The organism is Bradyrhizobium diazoefficiens, assembly GCF_016616885.1.
Classification (GTDB): domain Bacteria; phylum Pseudomonadota; class Alphaproteobacteria; order Rhizobiales; family Xanthobacteraceae; genus Bradyrhizobium; species Bradyrhizobium diazoefficiens_F.
Window position 1 is genome coordinate 7,403,051 of sequence record NZ_CP067102.1, and the last position, 19,696, is coordinate 7,422,746.

Annotated in this window: 14 protein-coding genes; 11 read left to right on the forward strand and 3 right to left on the reverse strand. The window is 64.6% G+C overall.

Annotated elements, in window-relative coordinates; translation table 11 throughout:
* The first annotated feature begins 22 nt into the window (after window positions 1–22).
* From JJC00_RS34560 to JJC00_RS34580, 5 genes are all read left to right on the forward strand, one after another.
* Window positions 23–823: a class I SAM-dependent methyltransferase gene (locus JJC00_RS34560; RefSeq protein WP_200470208.1), complete on the forward strand. Its 801-nt coding sequence runs from the start codon at window positions 23–25 to the stop codon at window positions 821–823.
* Window positions 824–1,118: 295 nt separating this feature from the next.
* Complete coding sequence (locus JJC00_RS34565) at window positions 1,119–3,413, forward strand: exopolysaccharide transport family protein (protein WP_200470209.1); 2,295 nt, start codon at window positions 1,119–1,121, stop codon at window positions 3,411–3,413.
* The gene (locus JJC00_RS34570) at window positions 3,406–4,212 is read left to right on the forward strand and encodes a WecB/TagA/CpsF family glycosyltransferase (RefSeq protein ID WP_200470210.1); all 807 of its coding nucleotides are present in this window, start codon (window positions 3,406–3,408) and stop codon (window positions 4,210–4,212) included. The genes JJC00_RS34565 and JJC00_RS34570 overlap by 8 nt, the downstream gene beginning before the upstream one ends.
* Before the next feature lie 15 nt (window positions 4,213–4,227).
* Complete coding sequence (galE, locus tag JJC00_RS34575; RefSeq protein ID WP_200470211.1) at window positions 4,228–5,220, forward strand: UDP-glucose 4-epimerase GalE; 993 nt, start codon at window positions 4,228–4,230, stop codon at window positions 5,218–5,220.
* 224 nt (window positions 5,221–5,444) lie between these two features.
* Window positions 5,445–5,786, forward strand: a complete 342-nt coding sequence (locus tag JJC00_RS34580; protein WP_200470212.1) for a hypothetical protein — start codon at window positions 5,445–5,447, stop codon at window positions 5,784–5,786.
* Here the strand turns inward: JJC00_RS34580 and JJC00_RS34585 are convergent.
* Window positions 5,760–9,875, reverse strand: a complete 4,116-nt coding sequence (locus JJC00_RS34585; protein ID WP_200470213.1) for a bifunctional diguanylate cyclase/phosphodiesterase — start codon at window positions 9,873–9,875, stop codon at window positions 5,760–5,762. The two genes, JJC00_RS34580 and JJC00_RS34585, sit on opposite strands and share 27 nt — an antisense overlap.
* Before the next feature lie 295 nt (window positions 9,876–10,170).
* Between JJC00_RS34585 and JJC00_RS34590 the strand changes: the two genes are divergently transcribed.
* The 3 genes from JJC00_RS34590 to JJC00_RS34600 are packed head-to-tail and all read left to right on the forward strand — an operon-like array spanning window position 10,171 to window position 13,416.
* Window positions 10,171–11,223, forward strand: coding sequence for an Ldh family oxidoreductase (locus tag JJC00_RS34590; protein ID WP_200470214.1), 1,053 nt, complete (start codon window positions 10,171–10,173; stop codon window positions 11,221–11,223).
* Window positions 11,224–11,244: 21 nt separating this feature from the next.
* On the forward strand, window positions 11,245–12,612 hold the full coding sequence (locus JJC00_RS34595; protein WP_200470215.1) for an LLM class flavin-dependent oxidoreductase: 1,368 nt from the start codon (window positions 11,245–11,247) through the stop codon (window positions 12,610–12,612).
* Window positions 12,613–12,627: 15 nt separating this feature from the next.
* The gene (locus tag JJC00_RS34600) at window positions 12,628–13,416 is read left to right on the forward strand and encodes a fumarylacetoacetate hydrolase family protein (protein WP_200470216.1); all 789 of its coding nucleotides are present in this window, start codon (window positions 12,628–12,630) and stop codon (window positions 13,414–13,416) included.
* Between the two features lie 46 nt (window positions 13,417–13,462).
* Here JJC00_RS34600 and JJC00_RS34605 read toward each other — a convergent pair whose 3' ends face one another.
* Window positions 13,463–14,380, reverse strand: coding sequence for a LysR family transcriptional regulator (locus tag JJC00_RS34605; protein WP_200470217.1), 918 nt, complete (start codon window positions 14,378–14,380; stop codon window positions 13,463–13,465).
* Between the two features lie 149 nt (window positions 14,381–14,529).
* On the opposite strand from JJC00_RS34605, the gene JJC00_RS34610 reads away from it, so the two are divergent.
* Both JJC00_RS34610 and JJC00_RS34615 read left to right on the forward strand, forming a co-directional pair.
* Window positions 14,530–14,871 carry a hypothetical protein gene (locus JJC00_RS34610; RefSeq protein WP_246774023.1) on the forward strand — a complete coding sequence of 114 codons (342 nt, stop codon included), beginning with the start codon at window positions 14,530–14,532 and terminating at the stop codon, window positions 14,869–14,871.
* Window positions 14,872–14,927: 56 nt separating this feature from the next.
* A complete protein-coding gene (locus JJC00_RS34615; RefSeq protein WP_200470218.1) occupies window positions 14,928–15,431 on the forward strand; it encodes a hypothetical protein in 504 nt (167 codons plus the stop codon).
* 117 nt (window positions 15,432–15,548) lie between these two features.
* Here JJC00_RS34615 and JJC00_RS34620 read toward each other — a convergent pair whose 3' ends face one another.
* Window positions 15,549–16,004 (reverse strand): Lrp/AsnC family transcriptional regulator, encoded by a 456-nt coding sequence (locus JJC00_RS34620; RefSeq protein WP_200470219.1) that lies wholly within the window; start codon window positions 16,002–16,004, stop codon window positions 15,549–15,551.
* A gap of 154 nt (window positions 16,005–16,158) precedes the next feature.
* Here JJC00_RS34620 and JJC00_RS34625 point away from each other — a divergent pair, with 154 nt between their 5' ends.
* The gene (locus JJC00_RS34625) at window positions 16,159–19,608 is read left to right on the forward strand and encodes an indolepyruvate ferredoxin oxidoreductase family protein (RefSeq protein WP_200470220.1); all 3,450 of its coding nucleotides are present in this window, start codon (window positions 16,159–16,161) and stop codon (window positions 19,606–19,608) included.
* The last annotated feature ends 88 nt before the right edge of the window (window positions 19,609–19,696 follow it).

Genomic DNA, 19,696 nt, shown 5'->3' on the forward strand with positions numbered 1-19,696 from the left:
CGAACAAGCGCGGTTATAAAACATGAACAAGTCAGCCACGATCGACTTCGCGACAGCTACCTGTGCCCAAGACCCCACAAGTCCTGCGCACACCCAGGCACTGCTCGACCTCGTCGCCGGCGAGGCCCGCGACAGCCTGCTCGGCGTTCACGAGGTGCTGCGCCGCGAGCTGCCGCAAGGCCGGCTTGCGATCTACGAGGCCGGCGGCGGCTCCTCGAGCTTCCTGCCGGTGGACGTGCTCGGCCGCAGCCACGTCACCGTCGTCGATATCGACGAAGACCAGGTCGGCAACAACACCTACGCCGACGAGGCGATCCTAGGCGACGTGCAGACCTATCGGTTCGGCCCAGAAACCTTCGACGTCGTGATCTGCTACAACGTGATCGAGCACCTGCCCGACGTCGAGGCCGCACTCCTGAACTTCCGCGATGCGCTCAAGCGCGGCGGCATGATCCTGATCGGCGCGCCCAATCCACGCTCGCTGTCGGGCGTCGTCACCAAGCACTCACCGCACTGGTTTCATGTCTGGTTCTACCGAAACATCCGCGGCATCAAGACCGCCGGCCTGCCTGGCGAGGCGCCGTTCCCGACTTTCTTCCATCCGCTGGTGACGCTGTCGAATCTCGAAGCGTTCGCAGCCGCCCATGGCTTGGAGATGATCTACCGCCGTGAGGTCGAAAGCCCGCGCTATCCCGAGATGCGCCAGCGCAAGCCGCTGTTCGCTGCGCTCGTCGACGCCGGCGCCGCGCTCATGAACGCAGTGCTTCCGCGCGGCACCGACGTCCGCCGTGGCGACTATCACGTCATCCTGCGGAAGCGCTAACGGCCATGCGCACGCTGGCCGGCCAATACAGTGCAAAGCCACATGCGGGCGCCGTTGGCCATGCGCGGTAACGAACCGTTAATCACTGAGGGACCGACGCCGCCGAAGCGTCACAACGACGCGGCGCATCGTGGCTCGCGCTTAAACGCTTTGTTTGCCATTTCGGTGAATAGTCCCTCAATGAGTATGGTTAATTTTCCTTGTTGCGTTGATTGCGCACCTATAACCCCGGTGCGAGACGTAGAGAGAATAGTAACCCCTCAGCCCGCGGCCGTTGGAATGAAAGCTGGGGATTATGCTCGACTATAACCAGCCGATCGACCGGGCCAGACATCCGACGATGTCGGAGGCCCCGCAGCGGAAGTCCGAGGCCAGCTTCAACGTGCTGGAGCTCGTCAGCCTGCTATGGCGCCGCAAGATTGCGATCGCCTCCGCGGCGCTGATCGGCGCGTGTCTCGCCGTCACCGTCGGCAAAAGCCTGACACCCCGCTACACCGCGACCGCCCAGCTTTATGTCGACCCGCGCGAGCTTCAGCTCGTCGATCGCGAGCTCACACCGCGCGCGCAGGACGTCTCCGGCATGTCCATGGTGGTGGAGAGCCAGGCGCGCCTGATCACGTCCAACGGCGTGCTGCTGCAGGTGATCCAGCAGGCCAATCTCGACAAGGATCCGGAATTCGGCGGCGGCGGCGATGCCAAGACCTTGATGAATTCGCTGCTGGGCCTGATCGGCCTTCAGCCGCGCGCGCCGTCCGCGGCCGACATCAAGGACGTGCAGCTTGCGGCACTCGACGCGCTGAACAAGCACATCACGATTCGAAAGGGCGACAAGAGCTTCATCGTCGACATCGAGGTCTGGTCGACCGACCCCGCGAAGGCGGCGATGCTCGCCAATACGCTGACCAACACCTACCTCACGGATTCCCGCAATTCGCAGGCGCTGGCGGCGCGGCGCGCCACCGGTGAATTGTCCGGCCGGCTGAAGGAGCTGCGCGAGCGGCTGCGCAACGCCGAGACCGCGCTTGCCACCTACAAGGCACAGAACAACTTCGTCGGCACCCAGGACTCGCTGATCAGCGATCAGCAACTCTCCAATAGCAACCAGCGGCTGTCCGCGGCCCGCGCGGCGACGATGGACGCGCAGGCGCGGCTGGACCAGATCGAGGCGAACAAGCGGACCGCTGCGGATGCAGGCGCCATTCCCGAAGCCCTGCAGTCGCCGACGATCGCGAACCTCCGCGCGCAATATGCCGATTCCCGCAAGAAATATGCCGAGCAGACCGCCGAGCTCGGCCCGCGGCACCCGGCGCTGCGGCAGACCGAAAAGCAGGTCGAGGATCTCAAGCGCACCATCAGCGAGGAGATCGAGCGCTTTGCGCTGTCGGCCAAGAACGATCTGACCCGCGCCCGCGACTACGAGGCGTCGCTCAACCGGGCGCTGGAAGTGCAGAAGCGGCAGAGCGTGCAGCTCAGCCAGGCCGCGGTGCGGCTGCGCGAGCTCGAGCGCGAGGCCGATGCCAGCCGCGACGTCTATCAATCCTTCCTCAAGCGCTCGCGCGAGACCGAGGAGCAGGAGACCCTGAACACGTCGGCTGCCCGCGTCATCGGCGAAGCCACGGTGCCGCAGCGGCGCTCGTTCCCGCCGGCGATGAGCCTGTTCGCGATGATCGGCTTCATCTTCGGTGGTCTTGCCGCCGCCTGCTGGTTCGTTGCGGCCGAGCATCTGTTCAACGGCGCGACCGCCCCCGAACCGAGCCGCCGCGAGCGCACGCCGGCGCCGGATCTTACGAGACCTCAGCCCGAAGCCGCGGCGCCGCCACCTGCGCTCGCGCTGGTCGAGAAGCCGCTGATCGCCCGCCTTCAGGAGGCCGACGTCATCCGCACGCTCGGCGCCATTCTCGCCACCGGCAGCGGCGTCGATCTGACCCGCGTCGGCTGGCCGACGCTGCGCCCCGGATTTCCGCTGACGACGCTGCTCAACGCCTTGCGCGACATGCGGGCGGCGATGGCCCGCCGCGCCGGCGGCAAGACCATGCCGGTGATGGCGCTGATCGGCGCCGGTGATATCACCGGGCGCAGTGTGACCGCGCTGAATTTCGCGCTCGCAGCCGCGCGCGACGGCAGCCGCGTGCTGATGATTGACGCCGACCATCAGGCGCACACGCTCTCGAACAGGATCAATCGTCCCGGCAAGAGCGAGCCGAACAAGCTTGGCTGGCTCTCGATCGGCAGCAAGGCCGCGCGCGAGATCAAGACCGTCAACGGCATCTCGGTGCTGCCGGCGGCCGAGAATGACGCCGCCAAGGCCGCTGACGCCATCCGCAAGGCAATCGCACAGGCGCGTTCGGCCGGCGGCTATGATCTCGTCATTCTCGACGGCCCCGCGATGCCGCTCTCGGCCGCAGGTCGCAAGCTGCTCGACAGCACCGACGCGCTGGTGGCGGTGCTGCCGACCAGCCTCGACATCAACGACAGCATGGAAGAGATTCTGGCCACGCTCGGCGGCGCCCAGCGCAAGCTCGTCGGCGTCGTGCTCGACGAGCTCCCCCCCGCAACCCAAACGCGCCAGCGAGGCAAACAATATGCTTGAGCGCCGCGTCAATCTGGATGGCCGGGCCGCGACCGCCGAGGTGCCACGGATCACCGTCGGCGGCCTTCGCATGGCCGCCCTCGACGTGGAAGCGACCGCCGATTTCATGATCGAGGCGACCGATCCGCGTCATCGCATCGGCCGCCCACTGTATCTGACGTCGGCCAATGGCGAGGTGCTGGCGCGCTGCTCGACAGAGCCGCAGACCGAGCGCCTGTTCCGCGCCGCCGATCTGATCAACGCCGACGGCCAGCCGCTGGTGGCGGCGTCACGACTGCAGTCCTGGTTTCCGTTGCCAGAGCGCGTGGCCACGACGGACTTGTTTCATGTTGTCGCGCGGAAGGCGGAAGTTGCTGGCCGCAGCTTCTACATGCTCGGCGCCAGCGAGGACGAGAACGCCGCCGCGGTCAGGAAAGTCCAGAACCTGTATCCCAAGCTCAAGATCGTCGGATACAGCCATGGCTATCTCAGCGGCGACGCGTTGCGGGCCAAGGTCGAGGAGATCAACGCCCTCGCGCCGGATTGCCTGTGGGTCGCACTCGGCGTGCCCAACGAGCAGGCCTTCGTCGAGGAATACACGCCGCTGCTGACCAATGTCGGCGTCATCAAGACCTCGGGCGGCCTGTTCAATTTCCTGTCGGGCAGCCGCTCGCGCGCACCGCAATGGATGCAGCGGATCGGACTCGAATGGGCCTGGCGTACCTGGCTCGAGCCGCGCCGCCTGTTCTGGCGCTATTTGACCACCAACCCTCGCGCGATCTATCTTCTCTTCAGCCGCAATCGGCCCTTCAATCGCTGAGAAGAGTAGAACGCCATGAATGACCGGCCGACTGTTCTCGTCACAGGAGGTGCGGGCTATATCGGCTCGCATGCCTGCCGCGCCCTTTCCGCTGCCGGCTATCGGCCCGTCGTGTACGACAATCTCACAACAGGTCATCGCAGCTTCGTGGCGGGGGAGCTGGTGACGGGCGATCTGCTCGATGGCACGACGCTGGCGCGCGCCTTTGCCGACCACAGAATCGCGGCGGTGATGCATTTCGCAGCCGCAAGCCTTGTCGGCGAGTCCATGACCGACCCGCAGAAATATTACATCAACAACGTCCAGGGCACGCTGTCGCTGCTTCAGGCGATGCGCAATGCCGGCTGCAACCGCATCGTGTTCTCCTCGACTGGTGCGGTCTATGGCAACGCCGATTCCAAGGCGCTGCCGGAGGACTTTCCCTGCGCGCCGATCAACCCTTACGGTGCTTCGAAGTGGATGATCGAGCGCATGCTTGCCGACTACCGCGCGGCTTACGGCTTCGGCGCGTTCTGCCTGCGGTATTTCAATGCCAGCGGCGCCGATCCGGCCAGCGGCATCGGCGAATTGCGTGACAACGAGACGCATCTCATTCCGCGCGCCATGATGGCGCTGCAGGGGCATGTCGACTTCGCCGTGTTCGGCGACGACTACGACACGCCCGACGGCACCGCGATCCGCGACTACATCCACGTGACCGACCTCGCCGCGGCACACGTCGCGGCGCTGAAGCTGCTGGAAACTGGACATGCCGGCGGCAGCTTCAATCTCGGCACGGGCTCAGGCTTCTCGGTGCGCGAGATCCTCACCGCCATCAAGCAGGAGACCGGCCGCGAGGTGCCGCACACCGTCAAGCCGCGCCGCGCCGGTGATCCCACTTATCTCGTCGCAGACCCCTCTGCTGCGCGAAAGATGCTGGGCTTCGTACCGGGCCATTCCGACCTGTCGACCGTGATCCGCACCGCCTGGGCCTGGCACCAGAAGGCCCATCCGCTCAGGTCGCGCTAGACGCCCGTATTGCGACTTGCCGGTGGGGCCCCTGAGCGGCTAAAGAGACGATCACAGCCAGCGGCGGCGCATGTTCCCGTCCGCCGCATGTTGCTCTTATGGCCGCCGATGGAAGCGGCATGTGAGGCTCCGCCAATGGCGCGAGCCAGTTCTTCATAGCGAAAGCCACGATCGAGCCCGCGCATCAGCCTGCTTTCAGGCGCGGCCCAAGGAGCACGGAGCGAATGCATCAGGCCGCAAGCCTGCAATTCGAGCGCGTGATGGACGAGCTCGTTCTATGGCACGCCGTGCCGAAGGACGAACGCTCGCCGGCACCGGCCTGGTGGTGGGGACCGGCGATGGCGGTGGTCGACGCGCACGAGCCGATGCGACAGGTGTGGTGTTGTGAGCTGGGCCTCGGCAACGGCTCAAGCTTCGCTGAAGGGGCGCATGCCCTCCTTGAGCTGTTCGCCGAGCAAACCTCGCAGCCCTGGCCGGATGATTTTCCGCGCAAAGCGGAAATCAAGCAAGGCGAGGCCCGCGAATTGCAGCCGCTGCCGTCAGACGATAGCGCGTTTCAGCCGTAGCGCCGCGGTTTCGTCCACGGCCGGGTCCGTCTCCGGCTGGAGCGGCGGCGCGACCGACAGCTCCAGCGGCCGCAGCAATTCGGCCATCTGCTTCGCGGGCAGCGGCTTGGCGATCAGGAAGCCCTGCATCTCGTCGCAGCCATGGGTGCGCAGGAAGGCCTCCTGCTCGGCGTTCTCGACGCCCTCGGCGACCACGGTCATGCCGAGCGCCTTGCCCATGCTGATGATCGCCTGCGCGATCGCCTGGTCTTCCGAATCCTGCGGCAGGTCACGCACGAAGGAGCGGTCGATCTTGATGGTGTCGATCGGGAAGTGCTTCATCAGCGACATCGACGAATAGCCGGTGCCGAAATCGTCGATGGCAAGCCGGATGCCGCGGCTTTGAATGGCGTCGAGCACTTTCAGCGCGCGTCCGACATTGCGCATCATCATGCTCTCGGTGACCTCGAGCTGAAGCAGCACCGGCGACATGCCGGAGGCAGCCAGGGCCTCGTCGACGTCCTGCAACAGATGTTCGTCCGCAAACTGCCGCGGCGACAGGTTGACCGCCATCGACACCGGCAACAGGCCGCGGCGTTGCCAGGCCATCGCCTGCGCGCAGGCTTCCTTCACCACCCAACGGCCGATCGGCACGATCAGGCCGGTCTCTTCGGCAAGCGGAATGAACTGCGCCGGCGAGATATTGCCGAGATCGGGATGGCTCCAGCGCAGCAGCGCCTCTACGCCGGTGATCTGGCCGGTCTCCATGTCGACCTTGGGCTGATAGTTCAGCGAGAACTGCTCGCGCTCCAGCGCCCGGCGCAGCGCGCTTTCGAGCGATAGCCGCTCGATCGACTGCGTCTTCACTTCCTTGGAGAAGAAGCGATAGCCGTTCTTGCCGTCTTCCTTGGCGAGATACATCGCCATGTCGGCGTTCTTGGTCAGCGTCTGCGCGTCGGCGCCGTTGGCAGGATACATCGCGATGCCGATCGAAGCCGTGGTGTGGCACTCATGGCCGGCAAGCTCCATGGGCTCGGCGAGCGCCGTCAACAGCCCGGTGGCGATGTGCTGGACGTCGTCGATCTCGCCGCACTGGTCGAGGATCACCACGAACTCGTCGCCGCCGAGGCGCGCCACGACGTCGCTTGCCCGCAGCGCGCCGCGCAAACGGTTCGCCACCTCGAGCAGGAGCAAATCGCCGGCCTCATGGCCCAGCGAATCATTGATGACCTTGAAGCGGTCGAGATCGATGAACAGCACAGCGAAACGGTGATCGTGGCGTTGCGCTTGGTCGATCGCCGCCCGCAATAGCCCGTTGAAGGTCTCGCGGTTCGGCAAATCGGTCAGGCTGTCATGCGAGGCGAGATACTCGATCCGCTCGTCCGCCTGGTTCTTCTCGTCGGCGCGGTCGAAATTCTCCATCGCGAAGGAGACGTTGTCGGCGAGACGCTGCAACAGCTCGACGAATTCGACGGTGAAGATGTCCTTCTCGATCGACATGTAGATCATGACGCCGACGGGCTCGCCATGAACCATCAGCGGGAACGCGGCGCCCGCTCGCGCGCCATCCTTGCGGACGATGACGTGGAAGGCGGCGACGCGGCTGTCGTTCAGATAGTCATTGCTGATGCAGGGCTGCCGGGTACGGAACGCCGTGCCTGCCATTCCCTTGCCCTCGGGACGTGCGGGATCGGTCGACAGACGGGTGTGACGCGTCGTCTCCGCCGCAGGCCCCGCGGCCGAGACGATCCGGAGCAGATCGCTGTCGGGCGTCGCAAGGGCGATGGTCGTCGAGGTGAATTTGCCGCCGGCGGAGGCCGCCTGACAGACCAGGTCATAGAGCTCGCCGCGGGATTTTGCCCGCATGATCGCCTCGTTGGTCGCACTCAGCGCCGCGAACATTCGCGTCAGGCGTTCCTTCTGCGCCTCGGTGCGCGCCTTCTCCTCGGCGCGGTCGAAATTGTCGAGCGCAAAGGAGACGTTTTCGGCGAGACGTCCCAGCAGCTCGACCAGATCTGGCGTGAACGTATTCTCTTCCGATGCGAGGAAAAGCAGAATGCCGATCGGCTCCTGGCCGGCCCGCAGCAGCGGAAAGCTCGCCGCGGCCCGGGTTCCATCCTCGGCCGCCTTGGAGTGCCAGTGGGCCGATCGCGGGTCGTTCAGATAGTCGTTGATGACACTCGGCTGTCGGGTCCGTAGCGAGATTCCGATGATGCCCTGCCCCTCGGGATGATCGGCGGAGACGGTACAGGTCCGTCCGGTCATTCGCTCCTGGAGCCGTCCCCTCACCGCGACGACGCGGGCGAGCTCACGGCTTTCGTCCAAGATGCCGATCGTCGCCGAGGCGAACACTCCGCCGAGCACGGCCGCCTCGCACGCCACCTCGAACAGTTCCTCGCGCGTCTTGGCGCGCATGATCGCTTCGTTGGTGGCGCTCAGCGCCTCGAACATGCCGCTGAGGCGGTTGCGCTGCCTGTCGGCCCGCGCCTTCTCCTCGGCGCGATCGAAATTCTCCAGGGCAAAGGCGACGTTGGCCTGCAATCGCTGCAACAGCTCGACGAATTCGGGCGTGAACGTATCGCGCTGGAACGAATGGAAGAGGAAGGCACCCTCGACCCGGTCGCCGTTTAACAGCGGCAAGGCCGCCGCCGAGGCGATGCCGTCCCGGTGCGCGCCTTCGCGCCACGGCTTCATGCGCGGGTCGGCCCACAAATCATTGCTGATGCAGGGCTGCCGCGTCCGGAACGCGGTGCCGGTCAATCCCCGTCCCTCCGGGACCTTGTCGCTGGTCGCTAGCTTGAAGCGGCGCACCCGCTCCTCGTTCGGACCGTAGCTCGCAACCACGCGGAGCAGCTCGGCATCGTGATCGACGAGCGCAATCGACGTCGATGCGAACTTGGCGCCCTGCACCGTCGCCTCGCACACCAGCTCGAACAATTCGCTGCGCGAGCGCGCCCGCAGGATGGCTTCATTGGTTGCGCTCAGCGCCGCATACATGCGCGCGAGACGGTCCTCCTCATCGGCGATCCTGGCCTTTTCCGCCTCGCGGTCGAAATTCTCGATCGCGAAGCAGACGTTCTCGGCCATGCGCAGCAGCAGGGCGACGATCTCCTGGTCCTTCGCCCAGGAGCGGCTGATGAAGAACAGGAGGACGCCGACGCTCTCGCCGCGCTTGATCAGCGGCGCGACCACGCAGGCGGCAACGCCGGTATCGACGTTGGCTTGCTCCCAGGGCGTTCCCCTGGTGCGGGCCGGCAGGTCGTCCTCCACGATGGCTTTCTGCGTGCGGAACACCTCGCCGGAGAGGCCCTTGCCATAGGGATTGTCCGGATCGATCGAATAGCGCGCCTGGGTGACCAGATGAAGGTTCTCTCCGGTGGAAGCGACCGGGACCATCCAGTGCGAATCCGGCTCGCGCAGCAACACGATCGTCGCCAGCGACTTGCCGCTGTGCACGGCGGCATCGCAGACGAGCTGATAGAGCTCCAGATCGGTCTTGGCGCGCAGGATGGCCTCATTGGTCGCGCTGAGTGCGCCGAACATGCGGTTGAGGCGCCGCGTCGCCCGCTCGCTGGTTTGCCGCGCGGTCTCGCGCGTGAGATTCTCCAGCGCATAGGAAATGTTGGCCGACATGCGCTCGAACAGCGACACCACCTGGTCGCTGAGCGAGTTGGCTTCGCTGCGGGTCACGAACAGCACGCCGACGCTCTTGCCGTTGCACAGAAGCGGCAGCGCAGCGGTCGCACCGATATTCGCCTTGGCCGCGCCCTCACGCCACGCCAGCGAGCGCGGATCGTTCAGATAGTCGTTGCTGATGCAGAGCTTCTGGCTGCGGAACGCCTCGCCGCCGACGCCCGAGCCCTCGGGCGCGCCGGCTTGCGTGGTGATCTCGATCGCGCGCAGGCGCGCTACGTCGTCGCCGCAGCCGGCCGCAAAGCGTAAGCGCTGGCCATGCGGCTCCACCAGGAACACGGCGACGGCCATGAAATCTCCGCTCGAAAACCCGGCGTCGCAGACCTTCTGGTACAGCTCGTCCGGCGATTTCGCGTAGAGAATCGCTTCATTGATGGCGCTCAACGCCGCAAAGGTGCGCGCGAGTGTCGTCGGCACGATCTTAACTCCCGGCCATTTCTGCCGATTTCTCCCGGGTGCTTTATGAACGGGGATCGCCTAAGTGGTCGTTATTGCGCGCTGGAAACCGCCGATCAAAGTGAACGAGCTGCGAATGACGAGCGCGAAACTATCGGGAATACCGCCGCGCGGGAGGAATTGACGACCAAGGGCGCGCTCTCTTTACGAATTTGCAGCCCTGTATTGGTTTACGGGAGATTGATCTCGCAGCCCCGCTTTGAGACGATGGCGTCCAACAAGCAGCTCGTTAAGGGCACAAAGCCGAGGGAACGCCATGCCCGTCGTCAAGGCCGACCGCCTCACGCGAGTAGCCGCTGCGCTGCTCCGTGCCGCCGGAGCCTCCGAGGAAGAAGCCGACGCCGTTGCCGTCGGCTGCGTCAACGCCAATCTCGCCGGCCATGACTCCCACGGCGTGATCGCGGTTCCGACCTATATCGATCGCATCAAGGCCGGGCACATCGTCCCCGGCGCCAAATGGACCATCGTCCAGGAATCGACGACGACGACCGTGATCGACGGCCACTGGGGTTTTGGTTTCCACGTCAACGCCAAGGCGATGGCGCTGACGATCGAAAAGGCGAAAACGGCGAACGTCGCCGCCTGCACCGTGTTCCGGCAGAGCCATGTCGGCCGCCTCGCCGCCTATCCGCTCATGGCGATGCGCGAAGGCATGATCGGGATTGCCACCGCCGATTCCGGCCGCTCGCCAAAACACGTCGCGCCGTTCGGCGGCAAGGAAGCGCGGCTCGGCACCAATCCGATCTCGATCGCGGTGCCGTCCGATCTCGCGGCGCCGTTCTATCTGGACATGGCGACATCGGCAGTTGCCGCCAGCAAGATCCAGCTCGCGGTCGCCCGCGGCGAAGAGATCCCGACCGGCTGGATCATCGATGCGGAGGGCCGGCACACCACCGATCCCACCCAATACCGCAAGGGCGGCGCGCTGCTGCCGCTCGGCGGCACCGAAGGCTATAAGGGCAGCGGGCTTGCCGCGATGGTCGAGGTGCTGTGCGGCCTGCTCACTGGATTGGGCTTCGGCGTTGAGCCAACGGGGCGGCACAATGACGGATGCTTCATGGCGGTGTTCAACGTCGCCGCATTCCGCCCGCTCAAAGAATTCAAGCGCGAGGTCGCGGAGTTCGCGCAATACCTGAAATCGACGCCACCGTCCGAGGGTAGCCGAGGCGTCTACTATCCCGGCGAGATCGAGGGCGTGCGCGAGCAGCAACGCCTGCGCGACGGCATCGAGGTCGAGGATGCAACCTGGGACAAGCTGCGCGCGCTCGCACGCGAATACAGGCTCGACACCGTCCTCGACCTGGCCTGAGGCAATTCGGAGAACAGCGACATGAATCGGCAGATGGTCCTGGTCGGCTTCCTTCAGGCGCAGAACTGCACGAACTTGCCGAGCTCATGGCGGCATCCGGACTCGCGCGCAGATTCGATGTCGGCGGACTATTACCAGGAAATCGCGAGGATTCTCGAAGCCGGAAAATTCCATATGGCGTTTTTCGACGATCGCCTTGCCATGCCGGACCGCTACGGCAACGACCACGCCCACACCGTCGAATACGGCATCCGCTGCGTGAAGATGGATCCGTTGATCGTGCTGACCACGATGGGCTTGGTCACCGAGAAGCTTGGGCTCGGAGCAACCTGCTCAACCACCTACTACGAACCCTTCGACGTCGCCCGCCGTTTTGCCACGCTCGATCTGATGTCGGGCGGGCGCGCGGGTTGGAATGTCGTGACCTCGCTCAATGACGGTGAAGCCCTCAACATGGGCCGCGACTCCCATCCCGAACATGATTCCCGCTACGACAAGGCCGACGAGTTCATGGAGGTCGTGCTTGGCCACTGGGATACCTGGGAGGACGGCGCGCTCATCATGGACAAGACGAGCGGCCGCTTTGCCGATCCGACCAAGGTGAAGCGGCTCGATCACAAGGGGCCAGCCTTCAAGTCGCGCGGGCCGTTCACCGTGCCGCGCTCGGACCAGGGCCATCCCGTGATCATCCAGGCCGGCGCATCCGGCCGCGGCCAGCGCTTTGCAGGCCGATGGGGCGAGGTGATCTTCACCGCCGCGCGCAATCTCACTGGTGCCAGGGAAGGCTATGCCTCCGTCCGCAACGAGGCCGCGAAGGCCGGCCGCGATCCGGAGCAGATGTTCCTCTGCAATCTGACGACGCCGGTCTGCGCCGCGACCAAGGCGGAAGCCGAGGACAAGATGGCGCTGATCAACAAGCTGCCGCTGGAGATCGACGCGCTGTCATTGCTCGCCGAAGCGCTCAATTACGATTTCGCCTCCAAGGATCTCGATGCGCCGCTGACGACGGACGAGCTGAACAGCATGCAGGGCATTCTGGGCATCCGCGACGGCGTGCTGAAGAATTCCGGCAAGAGCAATCCGAGTGCGCGCGACTTCGTCACCTTCTCCGGCCGCGGCCAGGTGCACGATGCCATGGTCGGCGGCCCCAAGGAGATCGCCGACAAGCTAGAGGAAATGTTCGTCGAGCGCGGTTGCGACGGCTTTGTCATCGCCGCGACCTATGTGCCCGGCTCGTACGCGGATTTCGTGCAACATATCGTGCCGGAATTGCAGCGGCGCGGGCTGTTCCAGAAGGACTATCGCGGCAAGACATTGCGGGAAAATCTCGGGCTGAAGCGGCCGGCCGCCGGCGGCTGGAAAGTAAAGCCGCGCGACGCCGCGGAATAGTAACGAGGACAAGACATGCGCTGGCTGAAATTCACCGCCTCCGCCAAAACCTCCTGGGGCTTGGTCGAAGGCGATCAGGTGATCGCGGTCGACGGCGATCCCTTTGGCGACTGGCAGCGGACCTCGCGCACGCATCCGCTTAGCGACGTGAAGATCGAGCTGCCGCTGATCCCGCGCACCTTCTATTGCGTCGGCCTGAACTATCTGAAGCATCTAAAGGAGGCCGCCGACAAGCGCGGCGAGGTGCCCGCCGTGCCTGAACGACCCGAGATCGGCTATCGCGCGCAGAACGCGCTGATCGCGCATGACGAGGATGTCGTGATCCCGTCCTTCGCGACGGAAAAGATCCACTACGAGGGCGAGCTCGCCGTCGTCATCGGCAAGAAGGTGAAGCACCTCTCGGAAGATAACGCGATGGATTGCGTGTTCGGCTACACCATCGGCAACGACGTCAGTGAACGCTCCTGGCAGAAGGCCGACCGCAGCCTTTGGCGCTCGAAGAATGCCGACTCGTTCAAGCCGATGGGGCCGTGGATCGAGACCGAGGCCGATCTGGCGAAAATGGAAACGATCGTCCGCGTCAACGGTAACGAGACCAACCGCTTCCACACCAACGACATGATCTTTGGCGTGGTGCCGTTCCTGGTCGAGCTGACGAAGTACTTTACGCTATGGCCGGGCGACGTGATCTGGATGGGCACGGACGGGGCCTCACCGGATATCAAACACGGCGACGTCGTGGAGATCGACATCACCGGCGTCGGAACGTTGCGGAACAGGTTTGTGCGAGAGGGGCAGCAGTAGGCGTTGCGGGATCAACCCGAGTTGCCAACGTCGACCCGGATCAACATCAGCCTACGGCCGACCGGCTCTTCACATGGTCGATGAAAGCGCGCAGCTTCGGCATGATTTGCCGATGGCCCGGATAATACAGGAACACACCCGGCGTCATCTGCGAGAATTGCTCCAGCACGCGGACGAGCCTTCCCGCAGCGATGGCGCCGGTGGCCAATGGTGCGGGCACTTGCGCAAGACCCACGCCTTCGGTCGCGGCTCCAAGCATCGTCGGAAAATCGTAGGCAATGAAAGGGCCCGACACCGCGATCTCGACCGAACGGCCGTTGTCGGTAAGCAACCATGATGCGAGCGCGCCGTTCGATCGCCGCAATCGCAAGCAGGCGTGCGCACGCAGATCGTCCGGATGCTCGGGTCGGCCGGCACGGGCAAGGTAAGCGGGGCTGCCGACGACAATGAGCGGTAGCGGCTTGGTCAGCCGCACCGCAATCATGTCGGGGGTGATGAACTGGCCCATCCTGATGCCGGCATCAAAGCCGCCGGCCGCGAGGTCGACAAGCTCCTCGCTTGCTGCAAGCTCTACCTCGATTTCCGGATAAGCTTGGCAGAACGAGGCGATCAGCGGCTCCAGCAGGATCGGGACGACCGAACGCGGCACCGTAAGGCGCAGCAGCCCGGCCGGCCGCTGACCGAGCTCACGCGCCGCACCGCTTGCCGCGATGAGTTCCTCAAAGGCCGGTCTTGCGCGCGCAAAGAATCTCTCGCCGGCTTCGGTCAGACCAACGCTACGGGTCGTGCGGATGAAGAGCGCAGCCCCGACACGCGCCTCGAGCGCGCGGACCGCCTGACTGATCGCCGAGGGCGTGACGCCGAGCTCCGCAGCCGCCCGCCGGAAACTGCGATGCTGGGCGACGCTGAGGAACGCCTCGACACCGTCGAGCGCTCCCTGCCTGACTGTGAAGTTCTGCTTCATGGCCTGTCAACATTATCGCGAATAGTCGCTCACGGGAAGACGCCCTACATCCGGATTGCAAATGAGCCGCACCGGAGCAGCGAAAACCAATGAAGGCAATCCGCAACGCCGTCCTGACGCTCGCCCTCACACTGACAGGAGTTACTGCCATGACCGACCTAGCCGCCGCCCAAGCCCAAGCGCCGTCGCCCACGACCACCGGGGTCATGGTCATCCTGACCGCCAAGCCGGGCATCACACGTGAGCAAATCATGGCCGTCATGCCTGATGAAATCAGGCAGACCGTCCAGCTTTATCTGACTGGAAAAGTCCGTGAATGGCATTCGCGGTCCGATGGGCGGGGTGCCGTCTTCCTGCTGGATGCTAGGGATGATGCCGAAGCGCACGCGATCATGGATGCGCTGCCGCTCGCCAGGCAGGATCTCATCGACCACGAATACATCGCCGTCGGCCCGCTCATGCCGCTCCGCCTGCTGATGTCAAAACCCTGACCGGCCGCAAGCCTCGCTCCGTCCGACCGGACGAACCATGACAAGGACATCTGAACGTGCCACCGGGCTTCAACATTCCATTCGTCCTCAGTGTCGCAGGCGCCTTGCTGACAAGCACGGTGGTGGCCTCCATCTATGTTTGGCCCCTTATCCGCGCGATGCCGCGTTATGACGCCCTGAGACTTCTCGCAGCCTTCCATGCGTTCCGCTTCCTCGGGATGAACTTCATGGTCGCCGGGTTCGTCTCCCCGGAGTTGAGCCCGGATTTCGCCAGTGAAGTTGGGTGGGGAGATCTCATCGCCGCCACCCTCGCACTCATTTCGATGGCGGCGCTCTCCTGGCGATGGTCGATCGCCGTTCCGGTGGTCTGGATCTTCAACATCTGGGGCACGCTGGATCTCCTGAATGCGTATTACGTGGGCGCCACGAAGATTCAGAATCCCGGCCTGTTCGGCGCCGGCATTTATATTCCGGCGCTTTACGTGCCTTTGCTGCTGGTCGGGCACGTGCTTGCCTTCATGCTTCTATCGAGGACCGAGCCGCAAGAGAAAACACAGTGACAGAGCAGTAGGGTGGGCAAAGGCGCTTGCGCCGTGCCCACCACCTTCGCAAATCAGGGCGAGATGGTGGGCACGGCGCAAGAGCGCCTTTGCCCACCCTACGGCACTTCGCGCGGGTCAAAACGGCAGCGCCACGCTCGTCTTGATCTCCTTCAGCACCACATTGCTGCGGACGTAGCGGATGCCGGGGATGCGGAACATGAACTCGTCGAGGAAGCGGTTGTAGGCCGCCATGTCCTGCACGACGACGCGCAAATGATAATCGGCGTCGCCCGTCGTCGCAAAACACTCCAGCACCTCGCGACGCGTGGTGACGCGCGAGACGAACTCGTCGACGAATTTGGCGTCGTGCCGTTCCAGCGAAACGTGGAGGATGGCGGACATCGCAAAGCCCGCCTGCTCGCGCGCGACCAGCGCCGCATAGCCGCGGATGACGCCGCCGTCCTCGAGCGCACGCACCCGGCGCCAGCAGGCCGAGGTCGACATGCCGACCTCGTCGGCCAGCTGCTGGTTGGTGGCGCGGCCGTCCTTCTGGAGATGGGCGAGAATCCGCGTGTCCTGATCTTCAATCATCGAGAGCCCTCAAATCGATCAAATCTACCAAATTTCATGTCATATCGCAAAAACCTACCGAATTAGTGCTCACGACGGGATAAATAGGTAAGGACCTACCAGCGCGCCAGGCCTAACCTTGGCCTATTCGGCAGGATGCCGCGCGAGGTCTGCCATGGACGCCATTCCGTCACTCGACGCCTACGAACTCTCCGACCGCTACGACCGCCAGGAGGGCCGCGTCTTCCTCACCGGCACGCAAGCCATCGTCCGCATCGCGCTCGATCAGGTCAGGCGTGACCGTGCTGCCCGGCTCAATACCGCCGGCTTCATCTCCGGCTATCGCGGCTCGCCACTCGGCGGCATCGATCTCGAACTCTGGCGCATCCAGCAGCGATTGAAGCAGGATCGCATCGAATTCCTTCCCGCAGTGAACGAGGATCTTGCAGCAACCGCGGTGCTCGGCTCGCAGCAGGTCGAAACGCAAGCCGACCGCGAGGTCGATGGCGTGTTCGGGCTCTGGTACGGCAAGGGCCCCGGCGTCGATCGCTCCGGCGACGCGCTCAAGCATGGCAATGCCTATGGCTCGTCACCGCATGGCGGCGTGCTGGTGGTCGCCGGCGACGACCATGGCTGCGTGTCGTCCTCGATGCCGCACCAGTCCGACGTCGCCTTCATGAGCTGGTTCATGCCGACGCTGCATCCCGCGAGCGTCAGCGAGTATCTCGAATTCGGCGAGTACGGCTACGCGCTGAGCCGCTTCTCCGGCATGTGGGTCGGCTTCAAGGCGATCTCGGAGATCGTCGAGTCAGGCGCATCCGTCGCGCTGCGCCCGCCGCGCCTTTTCCGCACGCCCGACTTCACCCCGCCGCCCGGCGGACTGCACTATCGCTGGCCGGATCTGCCGGGCCCGCAGATCGAGGAGCGGCTGGAAGCGAAGAAGCACGCGGTCTACGCCTTCGCCAAAGCCAATCCGATCGATCGCCATATCTACGACATCCCCAATGCCACCTATGGCATCGTCACCACAGGCAAGGCGCATCTCGATCTGATGGAAGCGCTGCGGCTCATGGGCCTCGATGAAGCCGCCTGCCGCAGCATCGGCATCGACATCTACAAGGTCGGCATGGTCTGGCCTCTGGCGCTGCACGACGCCATGGATTTCGTGAAGGGCAAGCGCGAGATCCTCGTCGTCGAGGAGAAGCGCGGCATCATCGAGAGCCAGTTCAAGGAATATTTTTACGACTATCCCGGTGCAAAACCCGAGCGCATGGTCGGCAAGCACGACGAAACCGGCGCGCGGCTGATCTCCTGGATCGGCGAACTGTCACCACGCGCGCTGGCGTCCGTGCTCGCCCGCCGGCTCGATCCGATGTTTCCGGGCCTCAATCTTGGCGCGCGCGCCACCGCGCTGCTGCCGGAAGCCGAGCGCACGATCACCGTCGCAGGCGCGACGCGCACCCCTTACTTCTGCTCCGGATGTCCGCACAACACCTCGACAAAGGTGCCCGAGGGATCGAAGGCGCTGGCCGGCATCGGCTGCCATTTCATGGCGAGCTGGATGGACCGCGAGACTTCGTCGCTGATCCAGATGGGCGGCGAAGGCGTCAACTGGACCGCGTCGTCACGGTTCACCGGCCACAAGCATGTGTTCCAGAATCTCGGCGAGGGCACCTACTACCATTCCGGCTCGATGGCGATCCGGCAGGCGATCGCCGCGAAGGCCAACATCACCTACAAGATCCTGTTCAACGACGCCGTCGCCATGACCGGCGGCCAGCCGGTCGACGGCCCCATCAGCGTGCATGCCATCGCGCACAGCGTCCGCGCCGAGGGGGTTGAGCGCGTCGCGCTGGTGTCGGACGATCCCGCGCAGTTCTTGCCGGCGGATCTGCCAATCGGCGTTACCATTCATCCCCGAGAAGAGATGGACACCGTGCAGCGCGAGCTGCGCGACATCTCCGGCGTCTCGGTGCTGATCTATCAGCAGACCTGCGCCACCGAGAAGCGGCGCCGGCGCAAGCGTGGACAGATGGCCGATCCGAAACGATTTGCTTACATCAACGATCTCGTCTGCGAAGGCTGCGGCGACTGCTCGGTCGAGTCCAACTGCCTCAGCGTCGAGCCGAAGGAGACGCCGTTCGGCCGCAAGCGTCAGATCAATCTGTCGGCTTGCAACAAGGATTTCTCCTGCCTCAACGGCTTTTGCCCGAGCTTTGTCACCGTCGAAGGCGCGACGCGCCGGAAGAAGAGCGCGAGCGAGATCGATGTAATCGGTCGCGCGGCCACGCTCCCCCTCCCCGCCCCCGCCACGCTCGACCGTCCCTACGACCTGCTGGTGACCGGCGTCGGCGGCACCGGCGTGATCACGGTCGGCGCGCTGATCGGGATGGCGGCGCATCTGGAGCGCCGTGGCGTCTCGGTGCTGGATTTTACCGGCTTTGCGCAGAAGTTTGGTCCGGTGCTGAGCTACATCCGCCTCGCTTCAAGTCCCGAGGCGCTGCATCAGGTCCGGATCGACCAGGGCGCGGCCGATGCGCTGATCGGCTGCGACCTCGTCGTCAGCTCTTCGCCGAAGGCGTCCGGCACCTATCGCCGCGGCACGCGCGCTGCTGTCAATACCGCGGAGATGCCGACCGGCGACGTCGTCCGCTTCCGCGATGCCGATCTCGCCTCCCCTGCCCGCCTTCGGGCGATCCGGCAGGTCATCGGCAGCGACAATCTCGACAGCATCAACGCCAACGCACTGGCAGAACGCCTGCTCGGCGATGCCGTCTATGCCAATATCATCATGCTCGGCTTTGCCTGGCAGCGCAGCCTAGTGCCGGTTTCGCTATCGGCGCTGCTGCGTGCGATCGAGCTCAATGGCGTCGCGGTCGAACGCAACAAGCACGCTTTTGCCTGGGGTCGGATCGCCGCGGCCGATCCAGGCTTTTTGCCGAAGGCGAACGAGACGCCAATAGCCGAAACGCTCGACCAGCTTATCGCACGGCGCGCCGATTTCCTCACCGCCTATCAGGATGGGGCTTATGCGGCGCGCTATCGAGCACTCGTCGCGAAAGTTCGTGCTGCCGAAGCCGCCCTCAACAGCGAGGCCCTGACCGAGGCCGTCGCCCGTGTCCTCTTCAAGCTGATGGCCTACAAGGATGAGTACGAGGTCGCGCGCCTGCACATGCAGACCGGCTTTCTCGACGAGTTGAAGCGCGAGTTCGAGGACGGCTTCAGCGTCCAGTATCATCTCGCTCCACCGTTCCTGCCATCCAGCCACGACGCCCGCGGCCGCCCGCACAAGCGCGCCTTCGGTCAGTGGATCCAGATGCCTCTCACAATGCTGGCGCGGCTGAAGAAATTGCGCGGAACCCCGTTCGATCCGTTCGGCTACACCGCCGACCGGCGGGCCGAGCGGGGGCTGATCGTGTGGTATGAAGGTTTGATCGAACGGATGTTAGGCCAGCTCGATGCAGCGCATCTGCCCGATCTCATCACCATCGCAAAGGCGCCGATGGATATCCGCGGCTACGGGCCGGTGAAGGACATCGCGCTCGCGAAGGTGAAACCCGAGGCCGAGCGGCTGCTCGCCGGTCTGACTGAATCTTCGCCGGCAAAGATGCGTGCCTACGGTTGACGTGACACCGCCAAGGCCTCCAGGATCGAGCGACAAACGGCTGCTTGCGAGCGGCATGGCGCTCGATGGCGTGTTCGGACGATTGCCG